This window comes from Streptomyces sp. NBC_01296, assembly GCF_035984415.1.
Classification (GTDB): domain Bacteria; phylum Actinomycetota; class Actinomycetes; order Streptomycetales; family Streptomycetaceae; genus Streptomyces.
Map to the genome: position 1 here is coordinate 2,862,262 of NZ_CP130720.1, position 19,886 is coordinate 2,882,147.

A 19,886-nucleotide genomic window follows, 5' to 3' on the forward strand; every position below is an offset into this window, starting at 1 on the left:
CCGAAGGAAGGGCTCAGCCGTTCGGCGTCGGTTCGGCGGGCGTCGGCGACCCGCCGTCCTCGGCCTCGGCCGCGGTGTCGGCCGGGGCCGCCACCGTGACCTGTGCGGCCGCAGAGGCCGCGGCTTCCGCCGCGATCCGCTCGTCCGCCTTGGCGCGGATACCGCGCCATGCGGACTCCGCAGCCTGCTGTTCCGCTTCCTTCTTGCTGCGGCCGGTGCCGGTGCCGTACGAGACACCACCGACGCGGGCGGCAGCGGTGAAGGTCTTCTCGTGGTCCGGACCGGTCTCGGTGACCAGATATTCCGGTACACCGAGGCCTTCGGCCGCCGTGAGCTCCTGGAGACTGGTCTTCCAGTCCAGGCCGGCCCCGAGGTTCGAGGACTTCTCGATGAGCGGGTCGAAGAGCCGGTGGACCAGCTCCGAGGCCGCTTCGAGGCCCTGGTCGAGGTAGACCGCGCCGATCACCGCTTCAAGGGTGTCGGCGAGGATGGAGGCCTTGTCCCGGCCACCCGTGCCCTCTTCGCCCCGGCCGAGCCGGATGAAGGAGCCGAGGTCGAGGCCGCGCCCGACCTCCGCAAGTGCGCGAGAGTTGACCACCGCGGCCCGCAGTTTGGCCAGCTGGCCTTCGGGCAGGTCGGGGTGGGTCGTGTACAGCGTGTCCGTGACCACCAGGCCGAGCACGGAGTCCCCGAGGAACTCCAGGCGCTCGTTGGTGGGCAGACCGCCGTTCTCGTACGCGTACGAGCGGTGGGTCAGTGCACGCACCAGAAGGGCGGACTCGAGTCGATACCCGAGCCGCCCTTCCAGAAGCGTGTGGGACGAGGCCGCGTTGTTACTGTCTGCCTGCTTCTCAGCGTTGGACAGCTCAGACATTGCGCCTCTCACCAGCCGCTCAGACCTCGAGGACCTGGCGCTTGTTGTAGGTGCCGCAGCTCGGGCACGCAATGTGCTGGAGCTTCGGCTCCTGGCAACGCTCACACGAAACCAGGGTGGGGACCGCAGCCTTCCACTGCGACCGGCGGTGGCGCGTGTTGCTGCGCGACATCTTCCGCTTCGGAACAGCCACGGCTACTTCTCCTGCTTCTCGGCGGCGCCCTGAACTCCGTCAGAGGCAGTGCCGCTCATGTTGTCCTTCTCGACGCCCTGATCGGTGACGAGTCCCTGCAGTGCCGCCCAACGGATGTCGACGGCGTCATGGTGGTGGTCCGGGTCGTCGTTCAGGCTGAGCCCGCAATCGGGGCACAGTCCGAGACAGTCCTCCCGGCACACCGGCTGCATGGGCAGTGCGAGCACCACCACATCGCGCAGCACGGGTTCGAGGTCGAACAAACCGTCCTCGAGGAAGAGCGTGTCCTCGTCGTCCTCGGCGTCGTCGGCCGGCTCCGCCTTGCTGCGGCTCCGGTCGTCGGCGTCAGGGTACGAGAACATCTCCTGGAAGTCCGCCTTGAGCTCGCGCTCGACGGGCTCCAGACACCTTACGCACTCCCCGACGGCCGATGCACGGGCGGTGCCTGTGACAAGCACCCCTTCCATGACCGACTCGAGGCGGAGGCTGAGCTTCAGCGGGGCGCCTTCCGGCACCCCGATGACGCCGACGAGACCGAGGTCCGCCGGTGCCGCGATCTCACGGGACAGCCGCTGCATGGCACCAGGACGCCGACCCAGCTCGTGCGTGTCGAACACGAGGGGGTTGCGGTGGTCGAGGCGGGTATTCAGGGCCGTTCCTGCTTTCACAGATCGCTGAAGATCAAAGATTGCCCCTCAGGTGAAGCACCTGCGGGCAGCATGGATCGCGGTGCATACGCGCGACCGAAGAGCCAGGATACCCGGCGCTTCGCTCTGAGCCCAATCCGGCCCTAGCGCCCCTGCTCGTACTGGCGCAGCTGCTCCAGGTTGATCATGCTCGTGTCGAAGAAGCTGGTCTCGTCGAGGGCGGGCTGCTGCGGCTGCTGCGGGGCCTGCGGCTGCTGCTGGTAGGCCGCGTAGGGGTCCGGCTGCTGCTCGTAGCCCATCGCCGCGTACGGATCCGGCTGCTGGACCTGCTGCTGGTAGCCGTACGGGTCCTGATAGGGGTAGGCGTCCTGCTGCTGGTGCGGCTGCTGCGGCTGGTAGCCGTACGCGTCGTACGCGGGCTCCTGCTGGGCCTGCGCCGGGATCGCGGGGGCCATCGGGGCCGCCGGCTCCGCCAGGCCCGCCAGGAAGTCCGCGTCGCTCGCCGAGCGGGACTGCTGCCCGCCCGCGGCGTCCTGGGCGGCCATGTGCGCGCCGAGGTCGTCCGTCGGCACCCGGCCCAGCAGCTTCTGGCGGCCCCGGCCGACCGCCTCGAGGGTCTTGGAGAGCACCGCCTCGAAGGTCGCCAGTTTGGTGTCCACGTAGGCGTCCGCCTGCTGCCGCTGCGTCTCCGGGTCGTGGCTGCGCTCGGGTGCGTCCGCGTCGGGGTAGCCCTGGTCGTCCAGGCCCGGGCCGCGGCCGAGCAGCTTCTCGCGGCCGCGGTCGACCGAGCCGATGGTCTTGGTGAGCACGACCTCGAAGTTCGCGAGCTTGCTGTCGACGTAGTCGTCGGCCTCGGCCCGGATCTCCTCGGCCTCCCTGCGGGCGTCCGCCAGGATCCGGTCCGCTTCCGCCTGCGAGCGGCGCGCGACCTCGGTGTCGGAGATCAGCGAACCGCGCTGGGCGTGCGCGGACTCGATGATCCGCTCTGCCTCGCGGCGGGCGTCGTCGACCATCTGTTCCCGGCCGCCGATGAGCTCCTGCGCCTGCGCGAGCGAGCCGGGCAGCGCCTGGCGCACCTCTTCGAGCTGGGCGAGCAGCTCGGCGCGGTTGATCACACAGGAGGCCGACATGGGCATGGACCGGGCGCCGCCGACGGCCGCGACGATCTCGTCGAGCTTCTTCTGTACGTCCATGGGGGCTCGCACTCTCTCGGCCTCGGGCGGTTCCTGAGACGGACGGGACGACTGTAAGGCCACCGGGTGAACGCCCGACACCGACTGACGGCCCGTCAGTCGGTCAGCGGTCTCGCAGCCGTTCCAGGAGCGCCGCGTGGACGTGGGCCGGCAGCAGGTGGGCGACGTCGCCGCCCCAGGTCGCGACCTCCTTGACCAGCGAGGAGGACAGGAAGCTGTAGGTGGGGATGGTCGGGACGAACAGCGTCTCGACGCCCGACAGGCCCATGTTCATCTGGGCCATCTGGAGCTCGTAGTCGAAGTCGCTGACCGCGCGCAGGCCCTTGACGATGGCCGGGATGTCCCGCTGCTTGCAGAAGTCGACGAGCAGGCCGTGGAAGGACTCCACCTCGATGTTGCCGTAGTCGGCCGTCGCCTCGCGGATCAGCTCGATCCGCTCCTCGACGGTGAACAGGCCCTGCTTCGACCGGTTGATCATCACGGCGACGTGCACGACGTCGTACAGCCTGGAGGCGCGTCCGATGATGTCGAGGTGTCCGTTGTGGATGGGATCGAAGGACCCCGGACAGACTGCGCGGCGCAACTGAACTCCCTCGTTCATGAGTCTTCGCTGGTGAAAGCGGCGCGTCCGTACCAAAGGGTGCCCTCACCGTACTTGCGCGACCGGAGCGGCTCGAAGCCCTCGGGCCACGGGAAGGCGCCGCTCCTGGTGCTGCGCTCCACGGTGACGAGCGCGTCGTCCGTGATCCAGCCATTGGACCGGAGTGTGAGGAGGATCTCCCGCAGATCAGCGCTGTCCACGGCGTACGGCGGGTCCAGGAAGACGATGTCGTACGGGTCCCCGGCGGCCTTGGCCGCCACGATCTGCTCGGCCTTGCCGGCACGGAACTCCGCGCCGGGCAGGCCCAGCGTCCGGATGTTGTCCCGGATCGCCTTGGCGGCCTTGGCGTCGGCCTCGACGAGCAGGGTGTGGGCCGCGCCGCGGGACAGCGATTCCAGGCCGACGGCGCCTGAGCCGCCGTACAGGTCGAGCACCCGGGCCCCTTCGACGCCGTGCAGCGACTCCCAGGTGGAGAACAGGCCTTCGCGCATCCGGTCCGAGGTCGGCCGGGTGCCGGTGCCCGGGGGCACGGTCAGCCGTCGCCCGCCGGCGCTGCCGGCGATCACGCGGGTCATCTGGGGTCCTTCGGTACGACGGTGGCGGTCGGGGTACTGACGGGTGCTGCCGGGCCGTTTCCGGTCCTGGCCGGTACTGCGGAGTTCAACGATAGGTCGTACCGCTCCGGGCGGCCCCGGGCGGTACCGCTCAGCCCTTCTCCAGGTACTGCTCCCGCTCGGTGTCCAGCAGGGCCTCCAGCGCGCTCCTCAGGCCCGGCAGCCGCTCCAGTTCCGGGTCGGCGGCGACCACGCGGGCGGCCTCCTCGCGGGCCTGGGCGATGACCTCCTCGTCCTCGATGACCGCGAGCATGCGCAGCGAGGACCGCACGCCCGACTGGGCCTGGCCCAGCACGTCGCCCTCGCGGCGCTGCTCCAGGTCGATCCGGGAGAGCTCGAATCCGTCCAGGGTGGCGGCGACCGCGGCGAGCCGGGCCCGGGCGGGGCTCGCCTCGTGCATCTCGCTGACCAGCAGGCACAGGCCCGGCGCGGAGCCGCGGCCGACGCGGCCGCGCAGCTGGTGGAGCTGGGAGACGCCGAACCGGTCCGCGTCCATGATCACCATGACCGTGGAGTTCGGGACGTTCACGCCGACCTCGATGACGGTGGTGGCGACCAGCACCTTGACCTCGCCGGCGGCGAAGCGGCGCATGACGTCGTCCTTGTCGGCCGGGTCCATCCGGCCGTGCAGCACCTCCACCGACAGCCCGGCGAGCGGCCCCCGGGTCAGCTGCTCGGCGATCTCCAGGACGGCCAGCGGCGGCCGCTTCTCGCCGTCGTCCTCGGCGGTCTTCTTCTTCGGGTTCTTCGGGTCGTCCTCGCCGTCGCCGATCCGCGGGCACACCACGTACGCCTGGTGCCCGTTCCCGACCTCCTCCCGTACGCGCTCCCAGGCGCGGGTCAGGAAGTGCGGCTTGTCCTTGGCCGGTACGACGTGGGTGGCGATCGGGGAGCGGCCGGCGGGCAGCTGGTCGAGGACGGAGGTCTCCAGGTCCCCGAAGACGGTCATCGCGACCGTGCGCGGGATCGGGGTCGCGGTCATCACCAGCAGGTGCGGGGGCTGCTTCCCCTTGGACCGCAGCGCGTCGCGCTGCTCCACGCCGAAGCGGTGCTGTTCGTCGACCACGACCAGGCCGAGGTCGTGGAACTGCACCTTGTCCTCGATGAGCGCGTGCGTGCCGATCACGATGCCGGCCTCGCCGGTGACCAGGTCGAGCAGGGCCTGGCGGCGCGCGGGCATCCCCATGGAGCCGGTGAGCAGCACGACCTTGGTGCCCTGGTCGGAGCCGCCGAGCATCCCTCCTTCGGCGAGCTCGCCCATCATCTCGGTGATGGAGCGGTGGTGCTGCTGGGCGAGCACCTCGGTGGGGGCCAGCATGGCGGCCTGCCCGCCGCAGTCGACGACGGCGAGCATGGCCCGCAGCGCCACCATCGTCTTCCCACTGCCGACCTCGCCCTGCAGGAGGCGGTGCATGGGGTGTTCGGTGGCCAGGTCGTCGAAGATCTCCTTCGAGACGGTCTGCTGGCCCTCGGTGAGGGTGAAGGGGAGCTTGGCGTCGAAGGCGTCGAGCAGGCCGCCGGGAGCGGGGCGGCGCGGGACGGCCGGGAGCTGGGAGTCGGCGTGCCGGCGGCGGGCCAGCGCGACTTGGAGGACGAAGGCCTCGTCCCACTTCAGCCGCTGCCGGGCGTCGTCGATGTCGGCCTTGGTGCCCGGCCGGTGGATCTTCAGCAGGGCCTCGGTGAGGGGGACCAGTCCGCGGCCCTCGCGCAGTGCGTCCGGCAGCGGGTCCACGGCCTCATGGGCGCTGGGCAGTACGGCGTCCACGCATTTGGCGACCTTCCAGGACTCCAGCTTGGCGCAGGCCGGGTAGATCGGGATCAGCTGGTTCGCGAAGGCGGTGGCGGCGTCCCGGTCGGAGGCGTCCGCCCCGAGCGGCTCGTACGCGGGGTGGGAGAGCTGGAGCTTGCGGTTGAACATGCCGACCTTGCCCGCGAACATGGCGCGGGTGCCCGGGAGCAGGTCCTTGTGGGGCTTGTGGACGCCCGCCCCGAAGAAGACCAGCTGGAGGCGGCCGCTGCCGTCGGTGATGGTCACCTCCAGGCGTTTGCCGCGGCCCCCGTTGAACGTCAGGATCCGGGCGTCGGCGACCTGGGCGACCACCGTCACGTGCTCGTCGATCTGGTCCGCGAGCTCCGCCAGGGAGGTCAGCTCCCCGCGCTCGGCGTACCGCCGCGGGTAGTGGTGGAGCAGGTCCAGGGCCGTGTGCAGGCCGAGCTGCTCGGCCAGCACCTTGGCGGTGGCGGGGCCGAGCGTCTTCTTGAGGTCTTCGTCGAGCGCGGGCACGTGTTCATTGCACACCATCGCGCTGACAAGCCGGCTATTCGACCCCGATGAGGAGGGGCGCCGAGTACCGGCCGCCGCGGTAGGTGACGGTGTCCACCGCCAGGTGTCCGTGCTGTACGTACGCCTCCAGGCGCTCGGCGAGGGTGTCCGGCACCTCCGGTCCCAGGACCAGGGTGACGAGTTCGCCGCCGGAGCCCAGCATCCGCTCCAGGACCGCCTCGGCGGTCTCGGTGAGGCCGGAGCCGATGACGGCGACGTCGCCGTCGATGAGCCCGAGCACGTCCCCGGCCTGGCAGATGCCGGCGGAGGTGAAGGACTGCCGTTCGGCGACGGCGAGTTCCGCGTAGCGGGTGGCGCCGGCCGCCGCGGTCATGGCGACGACGTCCTCGTCGAAGCTGCCGTCCGGGTCGTGCACGGCGAGGGCGGCCAGGCCCTGTACCGCGGACCGGGTGGGGATCACCGCCACCCGTACGCCGTCGGCGCGGGCCCGCTCGGCGGCGGCGGCCGCGGCCGCGCGCTGGTCGGCGCCGCCGGGCAGCAGCACCACCTCGCGGGCGTGTGCCCGGCGGATGGCATCGACGAGTGCGGCCGCGTCCGGAGCCTCTCCGGGGCGGGCGAGCACGGTCGTCGCGCCCGCCTCCCCGCACAGCCCGGCCAGCCCCTCGCCCGGGACCACGGCGACCACGGCCCGCTGGACGCGTTCTCCGCGCGCCCGGCGCCGCTCGTCGCCGAAGTGGGTGATGCGGATCCGGTACGGCCGCCCCGCGATCACGCCGGCCTCCACGGCGGCGCCGGGGTCGTCGACGTGGACGTGCACGTTCCACAGCCCGTCGCCGCCGACCACCACCAGGGAGTCCCCGAGCCCGTCGAGGCGCTCGCGCAGCTCGCCCACGGCCGGTTCGGCGGCCTCCAGCAGGTAGATCACCTCGTACGCGGGCCCGCCCTGCTCCTCGGCCTCGCAAGGCTGCGGCGGCTGCGGTACGGGCACGGCCCGGCCGCGGACGGCCTCGGCGGCGGGCTCCTGGCCGGACAGCGCCTGCCACAGCGCCCCGAGTACGGCGACCAGCCCGCAGCCCCCGGCGTCGACCACCCCGGCCCGGCCCAGCTCGGCCAGCTGCCCCGGGGTGTCCGCCAGGGCCGCGCGGGCCGCGTCGTAGGCGGCCCGGGCCACGTCCGCGGCGGTTCCGGCGGCCGCGCCGGCCGCCTCGCCGGCCGTCGCCGCCGCGGCGGCGACGGTGAGCATCGTGCCCTCCACCGGGTGCGCGACCGCCCGGTACGCCTCCTCGGCGGCCCGGGTCAGCGCCTGGGCCAGCAGCCGGCCCGGCCCGCGGTCGCCGGGCTCGTCGCCCAGTACGTCGGCCACTCCGCGCAGCAGCTGCGCCAGGATCGTCCCGGAGTTCCCCCGGGCGCCTATGAGGGCGCCGTGCGCGTAGGCCCGTACGGCCTGGGAGAGGGAGGGGGTCCGGGACCCGGCGTCCGGTCCGGGCCCTGTGGTCTCGCTCACGTCCGCGGGCGCCGTCCCGAGGGCCGCGGCCAGTGCGCGGTCCGCCGATTCGGCGGTCAGGTAGAGGTTGGTTCCGGTGTCCGCGTCCGCGACCGGGTAGACGTTGATCGCGTCGATGTCCTCGCGGGCCCGGCCCAGTGCGGCCACGGCCAGCGAGCTCCAGGTGCGCACCGCGTCGGCGTCGAGCTCGTCGGGGGGCTGCGGCTGCGGCTCGTGCGGCACCGGGCGTTCCTCCTTGTGCGGGCCAGGGTTCACCGCAGGGTAACGAAGGTCTGCCGGGCGCCTCGGACCGCGGGGCGGGGCCACCGGCAGCCATGGTAGTTTTCTTGGACGGACGCAGTCGTTGTATGCTGCTCCGGTTGCCCGATGAGAGTCGGGCCATTCCCCCGGCAAACCACTCAGACTTCTCAGACTTCTGATCCGGTGCGCCGGATTTCACTGTAAGTGCATCTGAAGTCTTTGGAGTGACCTGTGGCTGCCAACTGCGACGTTTGCGCCAAGGGGCCGAGCTTCGGCAACAGCATCTCCCACTCGCACCGCCGCACCTCGCGTCGCTGGAACCCGAACATCCAGCGCGTTCGTGCCATGGTCAGTGGGACGCCGAAGCGCCTCAACGTCTGCACCTCGTGCATCAAGGCCGGCAAGGTCTCGCGCTGACGCCAACCGTCGTAGCGCAGCCCTTTCCGGTTGCCAAAAAGGCCGGTCCACCTCGTGGACCGGCCTTTTGCCTTGCCTTGCCTGGACCGACCGGGCGGCAGAGGACCCCCGCATCATCCTGATGCGGGGGTCCTCTGCTGTGCCGTGCGGGATCCGCGGTCCGGTCGCCTCAGCGGTGCCACTGCCAGGCGTGGTCCACCGGGCCGATGCCGCCGCCGAGCGCGAAGCCGGCCGCGATGGCGCCGGTCACGTACTCCTTGGCCTCCATGACCGCCTGCGGCACGTCCTGGCCCTTGGCGAGCCCGGCGGCTATCGCACTGGCGAGGGTGCAGCCGGTGCCGTGGGTGTGCCGGTTGTCGTGGCGCGGCGCCCGCAGCCACAGCTGCGTCTCGCCGTCGGTCAGCAGGTCGGCGGCCTCGTTCCCGTGGGCCGCCAGGTGCCCGCCCTTGATCAGCGCCCACTCGGGCCCGTACGAGAGGACCGCGTCGGCGGCCCGCCGCATGTCGTCCTCGCTCTCCACCACCACGCCCGTGAGCTGCGCCACCTCGTCCAGGTTCGGCGTGGCCACGGTGGCCCGCGGCAGCAGCTCCTTGCGTACGGCGTCCAGCGCCGACTCGGCGAGCAGCGCGTCCCCGTGCTTGGAGACCCCGACGGGGTCCACGACGGCGGGCGCGGAGGTGGCGGCGAGCAGCTCGGCCACCGTCTCCACCAGCGCGGCCGAGGACAGCATCCCGGTCTTGACCGCCTGTACGCCGATGTCGTCCACGACGGCCCGGTACTGGGCCTTCACGGCCTCGGCGGGCAGCTCCCAGACTCCCTGGACCCCGAGGGAGTTCTGCGCGGTCACGGCGGTCACCACGCTCATCCCGTGCACGCCGAGTGCCAGCATGGTCTTGAGGTCGGCCTGGATCCCGGCGCCACCGCCGGAGTCGGATCCGGCGACGGTCAGGCACAGCGGTGGCGCGTCGGTCATCTGGGGGTCTCCTCGGTGGACGGGTCGGAGCCGAAGTGGTCCCACCCGCCGGTGCTCGTCCAGGGAGCGCCGTCCACGGTCACCTGGGGCAGCGCGGACCGGTTCAGCACCTCACCGATGACCTTCCAGCGGGCCGGCAGTTTCACGTCGGGCGGGAAGGTCGCCACGATGGCGTGATCTTCTCCCCCGGTGAGCACCCACTGCAAGGGGTCGACCCCGACGGCCTGCCCGATGTCGTGCATCTGGGTCGGGATGTCGACGGCTGCCGAACGCAGGTCGATCCGTACCTTGCTGGCCTCCGCGATGTGCCCGAGGTCGGCGATCAGGCCGTCGCTGACGTCGGTCATGGCGGTGGCGCCGAGCCCGGCGGCGGCGGGGCCCGCGTGGTACGGGGGCTCGGGGCGCCGGTGCGCCTCGACGAAGGCCCGCGGGGAGCGGAAGCCGCGCGAGAGCACGGCGAATCCGGCCGCGGACCAGCCCAGCCAGCCCGTGACGGCCACCACGTCGCCGGGCTGGGCGCCGGAGCGCAGCACGGGCTCGTGGTTGCGCAGGTCGCCGAGGGCGGTGATGGCGACGGTGATGGTGTCCCCGCGGACGACGTCGCCGCCGACCACGGCCGCGCCGGCGACCTGGCACTCGTCGCGCAGCCCGTCCATCAGCTCGGTGGGCCAGGTGACCGGCAGCTCGGCCGGGACGACCAGGCCGAGCAGCAGTGCGGTCGGCACCGCGCCCATGGCGGCGATGTCGGCGAGGTTCTGTGCGGCGGCCTTGCGGCCGACGTCGTAGGCCGTGGACCAGTCGCGCCGGAAGTGCCTGCCCTCGAGCAGGATGTCGGTGCTCGCCACGACGCGCCGGTCGGGGGCCGACACGACCGCGGCGTCGTCGCCCGGTCCGAGCCGGACCGCCGGGGTGGTGGTGAGCCGTGAGGTGAGCTCTCGAATGAGCCCGAACTCCCCCAGCTCGCCCACAGTGCCCTTCATCGCTGTGCCCCTTCTTGCCCAGTCCGCTTGCGGTCGCGAGCCGTCACAGCTCTGGGTACCGTCAACAGATACGTCAACTTCTGCTCTCCGTACGCCCCGCCGTGCGTGGCGCCGTGCCCCCGGGTCTCCCCGTGGTGCTCGGCAACGCGGTACCGTGGCGTCCCTTCTTCCCCGGGCCCGTCCGAATCCCTGGGCCCACCCGAAGGTTAGGGGAATCGATCCTCGTGGCCGCCCTGGAGGTTCCGTGGTACAGGCGTACATCCTTATCCAGACCGAGGTGGGCAAGGCGTCGTCCGTCGCCGAGTCCATCAGCCAGATCGCGGGGGTGATCCAGGCCGAGGACGTGACGGGGCCGTACGACGTGATCGTGCGCGCCCAGGCCGACACCGTGGACGAGCTCGGCCGCATGGTCGTCGCCAAGGTGCAGCGGGTGGAGGGCATCACCCGCACCCTGACCTGCCCGGTGGTCCATCTGTAGCCCCCGTCTACTCTTGGCCGGTGATGTCCCTCCACCGCCGGCCCCTCCGTGTGCCCGCCCTGTCCGTACTGGCCGCCGTACTGGCCCTCGCGGGCTGTACCCCGGGTGACTCCGTTGCCCGGGTGGACCCGCCGCCCACGCCGCCCGCCGACGTCGCGGGGTTCTGTGCAGCACTGCACAAGGAACTCCCGGAGACGGTGGCCGGCCTGGCGCGGGCCGAGGCCGCGCCGGAGTCGGATCTGACCGCCGCGTGGGGCGGCTCGGCGATCGTACTGCGGTGCGGTATCCCCAAGCCCCCCGAGATGGCGGACGAAAAGCTGGGCGGCGTCGAGGTCGACGGCGTCCGGTGGCTGCTGAAGCCCGTCCCCGACAGTGCCGGCGGCGGGTTCCGGTTCATCACCGGGATGCGGCTGGCGTACACCGAGGTCCGGGTCGACAAGGAGCATGCCACGGATGCGGGCATGCTGGTCGGTCTGTCCGGCGTGGTGGCCAGGACCGTCCCCGAGGGCATCTCGTCGTATTGACGGCCCGAAGGCCCGACGGCCGGACGCCCCCCGCTTCGTACACCGACCGCCCGCCGGGAATCCCGGCGGGCGGTCGGCTTTGCGCTCTGCGGCTGCCTGCTAGCGCAGCCCGGTGGAGCGGCGCAGGGCCGCCTGGATCAGGCGGTCCACCAGCTCGGGGTACTCGATGCCCGACTCCTGCCACATCCGCGGGTACATGGAGATCGGGGTGAAGCCCGGCATGGTGTTGATCTCGTTGATGACGAAGGTGCCGTCCTCGGTGAGGAAGAAGTCGGCGCGCACCAGGCCCTCGCAGGACGCGGCGTCGAACGCCTCGATCGCGAGCCGCTGCACCTCGGCGGTCTGCTCCGGGGTGAGCGGAGCGGGCACGATCCCGGAGGCGGAGTCGATGTACTTCGCCTCGAAGTCGTAGAAGTCGTGGCTGGAGACCGGCGGGATCTCGGCGGGCATGCTCGCGCGCGGCCCGTCATCGAACTCCAGCACCCCGCACTCGATCTCGCGGCCGCGCAGCAGCGCCTCCACGATGATCTTCGGGTCGTGGCGGTGGGCCTCGCGGATCGCCTCGTCGAGGCCGGAGACCTCGTCGACCTTGGTGATGCCGATGGAGGAGCCGGCCCGGGCGGGCTTGATGAAGAGCGGCCAGCCGTGCTCGCCGGCGAAGTCCAGGATCCGCGCCTTGGCGGCGTCCCGGTCGGCTTCCCACTCGCGCGGGCGGATGGTCACGTACGGGCCGACGGGGAGGCCGAAGGAGGTGAAGACCCGCTTCATGTACTCCTTGTCCTGGCCGACGGCCGAGGCGAGGACGCCCGAGCCGACGTACGGGATGCCGGAGAGCTCCAGGAGGCCCTGCAGGGTGCCGTCCTCGCCGTACGGGCCGTGCAGCATCGGGAAGACGACGTCGACTTCGCCCAGGGCCTTGGGGACGGCTCCCGGCTCGGTGTAGACGACCTCGCGGTTGGCCGGGTCGACGGAGAGCACGACGGCGCCGTCCTCGGAGTCCGCCAGCTCCTCGACGCTCGGGAGCTTGCGGTCGGCGATGGCCATCCGCGCGGGCTCGTCGGCGGTCAGCGCCCACCGGCCGTCCGTGGTGATGCCGATGGGCAGCACCTCGTACTTGGACCGGTCGATGGAGCGCAGCACGGCGCCCGCCGTGACGACCGAGATGGCGTGTTCCGAGCTGCGGCCGCCGAACACGACGGCCACGCGGGGCTTGCGGCCCTGCTGCTCAGGGGTCTGGGGGAGGTTCTCGCTGCTCATATCGCCACGACGATACCCGCTCACACGTCCGGAACGGAGTCAGCGGCGTTCCGGTTTGGCGCTGCGTCCCATCAGCTCCTTGAGAGCGACCAGCGGGGGCTTGCCGTGGTGGACGATGTCGACGACCGTGTCGGTGATCGGCATGTCCACCCCGTGGCGGCGGGCCAGATCGGCCACCGACTGGCAGGACTTGACCCCCTCGGCGGTCTGCTTGGTGACCGCGATGGTCTCCTCGAGGGTCATTCCGCGGCCGAGGTTGGTGCCGAAGGTGTGGTTCCGCGAGAGCGGCGAGGAGCAGGTGGCGACGAGGTCGCCGAGGCCCGCGAGACCGGAGAAGGTGAGCGGGTCGGCGCCCATCGCCAGGCCCAGCCGGGTCGCTTCGGCGAGGCCGCGGGTGATGAGCGAGCCCTTGGTGTTGTCGCCCAGGCCCATGCCGTCCGCGATGCCGACGGCGAGGCCGATGACGTTCTTGACGGCGCCGCCCAGCTCGCAGCCGATGACGTCGGTGCTCGTGTACGGGCGGAAGTACGGGGTGTGGCAAGCCGCCTGGAGGCGCTGCGCGACGGCCTCGTCGGAGCAGGCGACGACGGCGGCGGCCGGCTGGCGGGCGGCGATCTCACGGGCCAGGTTGGGGCCGGTGACGACGGCGACGCGCTCGGCGGGGACCTTGGCCACCTCCTCGATGACCTCGCTCATGCGCTTGGCGCTGCCGAGCTCGATGCCCTTCATCAGGGAGACGAGCACGGCGTCGGCGGGCAGCAGCGGGGCCCATTCGGCGAGGTTGCCGCGCAGGGTCTGGGAGGGGATGGCGAGGACCGCGAAATCGGCGCCGGCCGCGGCCTCGGCCGGGTCGGTGGTGGCGCGCATGTTCGCGGGGAGTTCGACGTCCGGGAAGTAGTCCGGGTTGGTCCGGCCGGTGTTGATGGCGTCGACGACCTCGCGGCGGCGGCCCCACAGGGTCACCTCGCAGCCTGCGTCGGCGAGCACCATGCCGAAGGCCGTGCCCCAGGAGCCGGTTCCGAAGACGGCTGCCTTCACGGGACGTGTCACTTCTGGTCCTCCCCCGCGGCCTTGTGCCGCTGTTCCGCCCTGGCCCTGCGATGGTCGTACGGCTGCTCGGGCGCCTTCTCGCCGCGCAGCTCCTCCAGCAGCCCGGTGATGGCCTCCATGATCGTCTCGGTGGCGGCCTTGAGCACCTCCGGGGTGGGCTCCCGGTCGTAGAACTCGGAGAGGTCCACGGGAGGTCCGGCGAGGACCTGGAGGGTCTTGCGCGGGAACAGCCGCACCTTGTCCTCCTTGGCGTAGGGCGGCATCGCGAGATTCGCGCCCCACTGGGCCACCGGAATGACCGGCGCCCTGGTCATCAGCGCGACCCGGGCCGCGCCGGTCTTGCCGGCCATCGGCCACATGTCCGGATCGCGGGTGAGGGTGCCTTCCGGATAAAAGGCCACGCATTCGCCGCGCTCGATCGCGTCCACGGCGGCCCGGAATGCGTCCAGGGCGTTGGTGGTCTCGCGGTAGACCGGGATCTGGCCGGATCCGTGCAGGATCGCGCCGACAATGGGGACCTTGAAGAGGGCCGCCTTCGCGAGCAATCGGGGCACCCGGCCGGTGTTGTACTGGAAGTGCGCGTAGGAGAGCGGGTCCAGATACGAGTTGTGATTGACGGCCGTGATAAACCCGCCGTCGGCCGGAATGTGATCCATTCCCCGCCAGTCCCGCTTGAAGAGCACCACCAGCGGCGGTTTTGCGATGACCGCCGCCAGGCGGTACCAGAAGCCGATTCTGCGGCGGGACACTCGGACACCTTTCCTCTTGAACGGGTGCGTGGGGTACCTCCCAGCGGTGGCTGGGGAAGCCGGGGCACCTCGTCGGCCGGACAAGTGTGGCCTCAGGTCCGGTCTCTGTCGAGAACACGGTACGCCCCGCCCGGAGCACCGGACCGCCGGGTCGACCGGGCAGAGGCGACAATGGGCCGACGCACGACCCGGCCATGACCCGGCCTTGGTCCACACATGCAGGGACGCGCACCGGAGGGAAGGGGCCCGCCACGAACGCGGTCTGGAGTCTGGTGGTCCCGCTGAAGCCCCTGGCGGTGGCCAAGAGCCGTCTCGCGGCGGCGGTGGGCGCGTCCCGTCCCGGGCTCGCGCTGGCTTTCGCACAGGACACCGTGGCAGGGGCTCTGGCCTGCGCGGCAGTCGCGGATGTGGTGGTCGTCACGGACGACGCGCAGGCGGGTGCGGAACTGGCCCGGCTCGGGGCGCGGATCCTGCCGGACACCCCGGCCGCCGGGCTCAACGCGGCGCTGACCCACGGGGCGCGGGAGATACGTGCGGTGCGGCCCGGGGCGGCGGTGGCCGCGATGAACGCGGATCTGCCCGCGTTGCGGCCGCCGGAATTGCTACGCGTGCTCGAAGCCGCATCCGCATTTCCCCGGGCATTTCTGGCGGATGCGGCGGGAATCGGTACGACCCTGCTTTCCGCTGCGCCGGACGTGGAATTGGCACCCTCGTTCGGAGGCCCGTCACGGGCCCGCCATTCGGCCTCGGGAGCTGCGGAAATAGCCCTCGCGGATGTCGAGAGCGTGCGCCGGGACGTGGACACGGCCGCGGATCTGCGGACGGCCCTCGCCCTCGGTGTGGGCCGTCACACGGCCCGATACAGTGCCGGTATGCAGGCGACCGCGTACACGTACGACTCCCAGACCCGCAGCGGCAGTGTGCTGCTGGACGACGGCACCCCGGTGCCCTTCGAGGCCCCGGCGTTCGACGCGGGCGGCCTGCGGCTGCTGCGCCCCGGGCAGCGGGTCCGGATCGAGACGGACGGCGAGGGACCGGCGCGCCGGATCACCCTGATCACCCTGCAGACCTTCTGAGCCTCGGCCGTGCCGGCCTTCTGACCTGCACGGACAGCACCGCGGGCCGGCTTCCCCAGGGAGGGGAAGCCGGCCCGGCGTGTGTGACTCGTGGCCTTACTTCTTGCGGGCCGTGGTCTTCTTCGCGGTGGTCTTGCGCGCCGTCGTCTTCTTGGCGGGCGCCGTGGTCTTCGCGGTGGCCTTCTTGGCCGCCGGAGCCGTCTTCTTGGCGGTGGTGGTGGTCTTCTTCGCCGCCGTCGCGGTCTTCTTCGCCGCGGCAGTGGTCTTCTTCACCGCCGTCGTGGTCTTCTTCGCCGCGGCGGTCTTGGCGACCACCTTCTTGGCGGTGGCGACCTTCTTCGCAGTGGTCTTCTTGGCGACCGTGGTCTTCGCCGCCGCCTTCTTGGCGGTGGTGGCCTTCTTGGCCACGGCCTTCTTGACCGTCGCGGAAGCTCCGCCGGAGAGGCTGCCCTTGGGAGCCTTCTTCACCGACACCTCGCCGCCCTTGGGCAGCTTCTTGGTGCCCGCGACCAGGTCCTTGAAGCCCTGGCCCGCGCGGAAGCGGGGAACCGAGGTCTTCTTGACCCGGACGCGCTCACCCGTCTGCGGGTTGCGGGCGTAGCGGGCCGGGCGGTCGACCTTCTCGAACGAGCCGAAGCCCGTGACCGAGACCCGGTCGCCCGCGACCACAGCGCGGACCATCGCGTCCAGTACCGCGTCGACAGCGTCCGCGGCCTGCTGGCGGCCGCCCAGCTTGTCGGCAATCGCTTCTACGAGCTGCGCCTTGTTCACGTCTTCCCCTTCGGAGACTTCGCCAGAACGAATGTGTTCAAGCTTATTTCGCACGTTAGGCGGATATATACCGCAAATCAAACACGAAACGGGCTAATCACCCTAGTGCCGCAACGGTGTAGGTCGTTACGGAGTTCCTTCGCATCAGTCGCCTTCAGGGAATCGACCCTCGTCGAGGTCCTTCATCAACCTGTCCAGGCGCCTTGCCGCATCGGCGAGATCATGCTTCGCCGCGGCCGTGACGACCAACAGCTTCCGGGACAGCGCCATCCTTACGCCCTCCGGGACTTGCAGTGTGCGCACCCTTGTGTGTGCTTCTTTCAGCCGGTCCGCGACGAGTTCGTAGAGCTCAAGTTGACTGTCGCGTTCCATGCACAGATTGTGCCATCTGGGGCGAGTTGTCGCCTCACGGGGCCTCAACACACGGCTGTGCCCCCCGCCGGAAGGCGGGGGGCACAGTGTTGTCGATGTGATCACCCAAGGGCGAATAAGCGCTGATCAGGCAGGAATCAGGCCTGAATCGTGCGTGGCTTGAAGCTGGGTCGGGTGGTTTCGTAGGTGGCGATGTCCGCTTCGTTCTGAAGGGTGAGCGAGATGTCGTCCAGGCCTTCGAGGAGGCGCCAGCGGGCGTTGTCGTCGAGTTCGAACTCGGCCTCGATTCCCGCCGCGCGGACCTGGCGGGCGACGAGGTCGACCGTCACCTCGGCGGTCGGGTCGGCCTCGGTCAGCTCCCACAGCCGGTCGACGGTTTCCTGGGGCAGGACCACGGTGAGCAGGCCGTTCTTCAGCGAGTTGCCGCGGAAGATGTCGGCGAAGCGGGGGGAGATGACGGTCTTGAAGCCGAAGTTCTGCAGGGCCCAGACGGCGTGTTCGCGTGAGGAGCCGGTGCCGAAGTCGGGACCGGCGATCAGCACGGTGGCGCCCTGGCGCTCGGGGCGGTTCGTGATGAACTCGGGGTCTTTGCGCCAGGCCTCGAAGAGGCCGTCTTCGAATCCGTCACGGGTGATCTTCTTGAGCCAGTGGGCCGGGATGATCTGGTCGGTGTCGACGTTGGAGCGGCGCAGCGGGACGGCCCGGCCGGTGTGGGTGGTGAAGGCTTCCATGGTTCAGACTCCGGCGGTCGCGGTGGCGTCGGACAGGTCGGCGGGCGAGGCCAGATGGCCCAGCACCGCGGTGGCGGCGGCCACCTGCGGGGAGACCAGGTGGGTCCGTCCGCCCTTGCCCTGGCGGCCCTCGAAGTTGCGGTTGGAGGTGGATGCGGAGCGCTCGCCGGGGGCCAGTTGGTCGGGGTTCATGCCCAGGCACATCGAGCAGCCCGCGTGCCGCCATTCGGCGCCGGCCTCGGTGAAGACCTTGTCCAGGCCCTCCTCCATGGCTTGGAGGGCGACGCGGACGGAGCCGGGGACGACCAGCATCCGTACGCCGTCGGCGACTTTGCGGCCCTCGACGATGGAGGCGACGGCGCGCAGGTCCTCGATGCGGCCGTTGGTGCAGGAGCCGACGAAGACGGTGTCGACCTTGATCTCGCGCAGCGGCTGCCCGGCCGTCAACCCCATGTACTCCAGGGCCTTTTCGGCGGCGTGGCGCTCGGATGCGTCCTCGTACGAAGCAGGATCGGGGACGTTCGCGGACAGGGGCGCGCCCTGGCCCGGGTTCGTGCCCCAGGTGACGAACGGCGACAGCGTGGCGCCGTCGATGACGACCTCGGCGTCGAAGACCGCATCCTCATCGGTGCGCAGGGTCTGCCAGTAGCCGACCGCCGCGTCCCAGTCCGCACCCGTCGGGGCGTGGTCGCGGCCCTTGAGGTAGTCGAAGGTGGTCTGGTCGGGGGCGATCATGCCCGCGCGGGCGCCGGCCTCGATCGACATGTTGCAGATGGTCATGCGGGCTTCCATCGAGAGTTTCTCGATGGCCGCACCGCGGTATTCCAGGATGTAGCCCTGGCCGCCGCCCGTGCCGATCTTCGCGATGATCGCCAGGATCAGGTCCTTGGCGGTGACGCCGTCGGCCAGCTCGCCGGTGACGGTGATCGCCATCGTCTTGGGGCGGGCCAGCGGCAGCGTCTGGGTGGCCAGCACGTGCTCGACCTGGCTGGTGCCGATACCGAAGGCCAGCGCACCGAAAGCACCGTGGGTGGAGGTGTGGGAGTCACCGCAGACCACGGTGGTGCCCGGCTGGGTCAGGCCCAGCTGCGGTCCCACCACGTGGACGACGCCCTGCTCGACATCACCCAGGGAATGCAGGCGCACACCGGACTCCGCGCAGTTCCTGCGCAGCGTCTCCAGCTGGGCCCGGGAGACCGGGTCCGCGATCGGCTTGTCGATGTCGAGGGTGGGGGTGTTGTGGTCCTCGGTGGCGATGGTGAGATCGAGCCGCCGGACCTTGCGGCCGGCCTGCCGCAGACCCTCGAAGGCCTGGGGGCTGGTCACCTCGTGCAGCAGGTGCAGATCGATGAAGAGGAGGTCGGGCTCGCCCTCGGCGCGCCGGACGACATGGTCGTCCCAGACCTTCTCCGCGAGTGTCCTACCCATCGCTTTCCCTCCGGCTCACCGTCCCGGATCCAGTGGTTCGTGGACCCGTACATACAGACTCGCTGGTTCTTGGAAAAATTGAACTTGCGTTTCACAGTGTGAGACGCGAATATCGTTTCATGGACAACTCTAGCGGCGTCGGCGTTCTCGACAAGGCAGCTCTGGTATTGAGCGCACTGGAGTCCGGTCCGGCCACCCTCGCCGGGCTGGTCGCGGCGACAGGGCTCGCACGACCCACGGCACATCGCCTGGCCGTGGCACTGGAACACCACCGGATGGTGGCGAGGGACATGCAGGGCCGGTTCATCCTCGGACCGCGGCTGGCGGAGCTCGCCGCCGCGGCCGGCGAGGACCGCCTGCTGGCCACGGCGGGACCGGTACTCACCCACCTCCGTGACGTGACGGGCGAGAGCGCGCAGCTCTACCGGCGTCAGGGCGACATGCGCATCTGCGTGGCGGCCGCGGAGCGGCTGTCGGGCCTTCGGGACACCGTCCCGGTGGGCTCCACGCTCCCGATGAAGGCCGGTTCGGCCGCGCAGATCCTGATGGCCTGGGAGGAGCCCGAGCGGCTCCACCGCGGGCTGCAGGGCGCGCGCTTCACGGCGACGGCCCTGTCGGGCGTACGGCGCCGCGGCTGGGCGCAGTCGATCGGCGAGCGGGAGCCCGGCGTGGCATCGGTCTCGGCGCCGGTGCGCGGGCCGTCGAACCGCGTGGTGGCCTCCGTGTCGGTCTCCGGGCCGATCGAGCGCCTGACCCGGCACCCGGGCCGGATGCACGCCCAGGCCGTCATCGACGCGGCCGCCCGCCTGTCGGAGGCCCTGCGCCGCTCCGGCTGACACCGCCCCGGCCGCAGGCCCCTCTCCCCCATCCCCCGGGTCCGGGGGCGCGTACGACGCCGCACACGTCCGAACACGCGCCTCCGGGCCCGCA

The 19,886-nt window shown here is 71.1% G+C and carries 21 protein-coding genes and 1 pseudogene; 5 read left to right on the forward strand and 17 right to left on the reverse strand.

The window, feature by feature from the left end; genetic code table 11:
* Positions 1-13 precede the first annotated feature (13 nt).
* The 8 genes from rnc to OG299_RS12655 form a co-directional block, all read right to left on the reverse strand.
* Positions 14-874 (reverse strand): ribonuclease III, encoded by an 861-nt coding sequence (rnc, locus tag OG299_RS12620; protein ID WP_266636390.1) that lies wholly within the window; start codon positions 872-874, stop codon positions 14-16.
* A gap of 19 nt (positions 875-893) precedes the next feature.
* A complete protein-coding gene (gene rpmF / locus OG299_RS12625) occupies positions 894-1,067 on the reverse strand; it encodes a 50S ribosomal protein L32 (protein WP_003965982.1) in 174 nt (57 codons plus the stop codon).
* Between the two features lie 2 nt (positions 1,068-1,069).
* On the reverse strand, positions 1,070-1,735 hold the full coding sequence (locus tag OG299_RS12630) for a YceD family protein (protein WP_327361544.1): 666 nt from the start codon (positions 1,733-1,735) through the stop codon (positions 1,070-1,072).
* 122 nt (positions 1,736-1,857) lie between these two features.
* Complete coding sequence (locus OG299_RS12635) at positions 1,858-2,907, reverse strand: DivIVA domain-containing protein (protein WP_266636392.1); 1,050 nt, start codon at positions 2,905-2,907, stop codon at positions 1,858-1,860.
* Between the two features lie 103 nt (positions 2,908-3,010).
* Positions 3,011-3,490, reverse strand: a complete 480-nt coding sequence (coaD, locus tag OG299_RS12640; RefSeq protein WP_266636449.1) for a pantetheine-phosphate adenylyltransferase — start codon at positions 3,488-3,490, stop codon at positions 3,011-3,013.
* Positions 3,491-3,504: 14 nt separating this feature from the next.
* Positions 3,505-4,083, reverse strand: coding sequence for a 16S rRNA (guanine(966)-N(2))-methyltransferase RsmD (gene rsmD / locus OG299_RS12645; protein WP_266636394.1), 579 nt, complete (start codon positions 4,081-4,083; stop codon positions 3,505-3,507).
* A 130-nt stretch (positions 4,084-4,213) separates the two neighbouring features.
* Complete coding sequence (recG, locus tag OG299_RS12650) at positions 4,214-6,424, reverse strand: ATP-dependent DNA helicase RecG (protein WP_266636396.1); 2,211 nt, start codon at positions 6,422-6,424, stop codon at positions 4,214-4,216.
* 16 nt (positions 6,425-6,440) lie between these two features.
* Complete coding sequence (locus OG299_RS12655; protein WP_327361546.1) at positions 6,441-8,132, reverse strand: DAK2 domain-containing protein; 1,692 nt, start codon at positions 8,130-8,132, stop codon at positions 6,441-6,443.
* Positions 8,133-8,381: 249 nt separating this feature from the next.
* Here OG299_RS12655 and rpmB point away from each other — a divergent pair, with 249 nt between their 5' ends.
* Positions 8,382-8,567, forward strand: a complete 186-nt coding sequence (gene rpmB, locus OG299_RS12660) for a 50S ribosomal protein L28 (RefSeq protein ID WP_266636400.1) — start codon at positions 8,382-8,384, stop codon at positions 8,565-8,567.
* Positions 8,568-8,736: 169 nt separating this feature from the next.
* Here the strand turns inward: rpmB and thiD are convergent, their stop codons facing one another.
* Positions 8,737-9,540 carry a bifunctional hydroxymethylpyrimidine kinase/phosphomethylpyrimidine kinase gene (gene thiD / locus OG299_RS12665; protein ID WP_266636402.1) on the reverse strand — a complete coding sequence of 268 codons (804 nt, stop codon included), beginning with the start codon at positions 9,538-9,540 and terminating at the stop codon, positions 8,737-8,739.
* Positions 9,537-10,520: a thiamine-phosphate kinase gene (locus OG299_RS12670; RefSeq protein ID WP_030298509.1), complete on the reverse strand. Its 984-nt coding sequence runs from the start codon at positions 10,518-10,520 to the stop codon at positions 9,537-9,539. The genes thiD and OG299_RS12670 overlap by 4 nt, the downstream gene beginning before the upstream one ends.
* A gap of 244 nt (positions 10,521-10,764) precedes the next feature.
* On the opposite strand from OG299_RS12670, the gene OG299_RS12675 reads away from it, so the two are divergent.
* A complete protein-coding gene (locus tag OG299_RS12675) occupies positions 10,765-10,998 on the forward strand; it encodes an Lrp/AsnC ligand binding domain-containing protein (protein ID WP_266636406.1) in 234 nt (77 codons plus the stop codon).
* Between the two features lie 23 nt (positions 10,999-11,021).
* Complete coding sequence (locus OG299_RS12680) at positions 11,022-11,522, forward strand: DUF3515 domain-containing protein (RefSeq protein WP_327361547.1); 501 nt, start codon at positions 11,022-11,024, stop codon at positions 11,520-11,522.
* Between the two features lie 99 nt (positions 11,523-11,621).
* On the opposite strand, the gene OG299_RS12685 is transcribed toward OG299_RS12680, so the two are convergent.
* The 3 genes from OG299_RS12685 to OG299_RS12695 are packed head-to-tail and all read right to left on the reverse strand — an operon-like array spanning position 11,622 to position 14,578.
* The gene (locus tag OG299_RS12685) at positions 11,622-12,779 is read right to left on the reverse strand and encodes a D-alanine--D-alanine ligase family protein (RefSeq protein WP_327361548.1); all 1,158 of its coding nucleotides are present in this window, start codon (positions 12,777-12,779) and stop codon (positions 11,622-11,624) included.
* 39 nt (positions 12,780-12,818) lie between these two features.
* On the reverse strand, positions 12,819-13,829 hold the full coding sequence (locus OG299_RS12690) for an NAD(P)H-dependent glycerol-3-phosphate dehydrogenase (RefSeq protein WP_266636412.1): 1,011 nt from the start codon (positions 13,827-13,829) through the stop codon (positions 12,819-12,821).
* Positions 13,826-14,578 carry a lysophospholipid acyltransferase family protein gene (locus tag OG299_RS12695; protein ID WP_266636414.1) on the reverse strand — a complete coding sequence of 251 codons (753 nt, stop codon included), beginning with the start codon at positions 14,576-14,578 and terminating at the stop codon, positions 13,826-13,828. Before OG299_RS12695 ends, OG299_RS12690 begins: the two co-directional genes overlap by 4 nt.
* A 194-nt stretch (positions 14,579-14,772) precedes the next feature.
* Here OG299_RS12695 and cofC point away from each other — a divergent pair.
* Positions 14,773-15,450, forward strand: a pseudogene (gene cofC / locus OG299_RS12700) (2-phospho-L-lactate guanylyltransferase); the annotation flags it as partial.
* A 300-nt stretch (positions 15,451-15,750) separates the two neighbouring features.
* Here the strand turns inward: cofC and OG299_RS12705 are convergent.
* The 4 genes from OG299_RS12705 to leuC form a co-directional block, all read right to left on the reverse strand.
* Positions 15,751-16,425, reverse strand: coding sequence for an HU family DNA-binding protein (locus OG299_RS12705; RefSeq protein WP_327361549.1), 675 nt, complete (start codon positions 16,423-16,425; stop codon positions 15,751-15,753).
* Between the two features lie 144 nt (positions 16,426-16,569).
* Entirely contained in the window at positions 16,570-16,797 is a 228-nt protein-coding gene (locus tag OG299_RS12710) for an SCO5555 family protein (RefSeq protein ID WP_008739877.1), read from the reverse strand.
* Between the two features lie 137 nt (positions 16,798-16,934).
* Positions 16,935-17,528 (reverse strand): 3-isopropylmalate dehydratase small subunit, encoded by a 594-nt coding sequence (gene leuD / locus OG299_RS12715; protein WP_327361550.1) that lies wholly within the window; start codon positions 17,526-17,528, stop codon positions 16,935-16,937.
* 3 nt (positions 17,529-17,531) lie between these two features.
* Positions 17,532-18,956, reverse strand: coding sequence for a 3-isopropylmalate dehydratase large subunit (gene leuC, locus OG299_RS12720; RefSeq protein WP_327361551.1), 1,425 nt, complete (start codon positions 18,954-18,956; stop codon positions 17,532-17,534).
* 119 nt (positions 18,957-19,075) lie between these two features.
* Here leuC and ndgR point away from each other — a divergent pair, with 119 nt between their 5' ends.
* On the forward strand, positions 19,076-19,792 hold the full coding sequence (gene ndgR / locus OG299_RS12725; protein ID WP_073911130.1) for an IclR family transcriptional regulator NdgR: 717 nt from the start codon (positions 19,076-19,078) through the stop codon (positions 19,790-19,792).
* Positions 19,793-19,886 lie beyond the last annotated feature (94 nt).